This is a genomic window from Nonomuraea candida (assembly GCF_000725485.1).
Taxonomy (GTDB): domain Bacteria; phylum Actinomycetota; class Actinomycetes; order Streptosporangiales; family Streptosporangiaceae; genus Nonomuraea; species Nonomuraea candida.
Map to the genome: position 1 here is coordinate 1 of NZ_KL647036.1, position 796 is coordinate 796.

At 65.5% G+C, this 796-nt stretch carries 2 protein-coding genes; both read left to right on the forward strand.

The genetic code is table 11. The annotated features are described in order from the left end of the window. The first annotated feature begins 466 nt into the window (after positions 1-466). Positions 467-613, forward strand: coding sequence for a hypothetical protein (locus tag IO39_RS58715; protein WP_245642718.1), 147 nt, complete (start codon positions 467-469; stop codon positions 611-613). Then, positions 583-796 (forward strand): Rad52/Rad22 family DNA repair protein (locus IO39_RS59845; protein ID WP_369332909.1); only part of this gene is annotated, 214 nt, incomplete at its 3' end. The genes IO39_RS58715 and IO39_RS59845, both read left to right, overlap by 31 nt.

Genomic DNA, 796 nt, shown 5'->3' on the forward strand with positions numbered 1-796 from the left:
TGGTGGCGGCGGCGGCGTTGGACAGGCCGAGGCGGGCGACTTGGTCTCCGGTCATGTCGGCGGTGGTGAAGGCCAGGGTGAAGCTGTCGGGCGGCTGAGACATGGGGAAGGGAGTCTCCTGCGTCGTCGGCGGGGCGCGCCAGCGTGCTGCGGGCCGCTGCGCTCCAGTGGGTGGTTGGGGCTTGCGTCTAGGTGAAGGTTAGAGATCTTAAGGCAGGTTTGGTAACCCCTTCTCGCGTTTGTGCTGGTGGAGTCTTCGTAGTTGAACGGTGAATCAGTTGCGGGCGTGCGGGGTGTGTTGACCGGGTTGGGGTTGGGGCGCTAGTGTTTGATCGCGATAAATCTGCCCTACAGTTATAGATGTTAGGGATGGTGCGGCCTAGTGTGCGCCGCGCCGTCCCCAACCGCCAGCGCGGCGGGACTGCGACCCCGATGCGCTGGCGTCAGCCCCAGGAACGGAGACACCGTGCTCAGCACCACCAAGTTCACCCGGCGGCCGTGGCGGCGCGGATTCCTGCGCAAGCAGATCCGGCAGCTCCTCAAGCCGATCGACCCCAAGCGCGTCATGCGGGCCACTCCCACATCACCCAGCAGGACAACCTCGCCCACCTGAACCGGGTGTTCGGGTTCGGCAACTGGGACACCGACCTCCTTCGCCTCGACCTCGTGTTCGAGCAGGAGCGCACCGACCCGAAGACGGGCAAGGGCCTCAACCGGTGGGACGTCTGCTATCGGGCCGTGGTCCGGCTGACGATCAAGGACCCGTACGGCAACACGATGTGCCACTACGAGAACG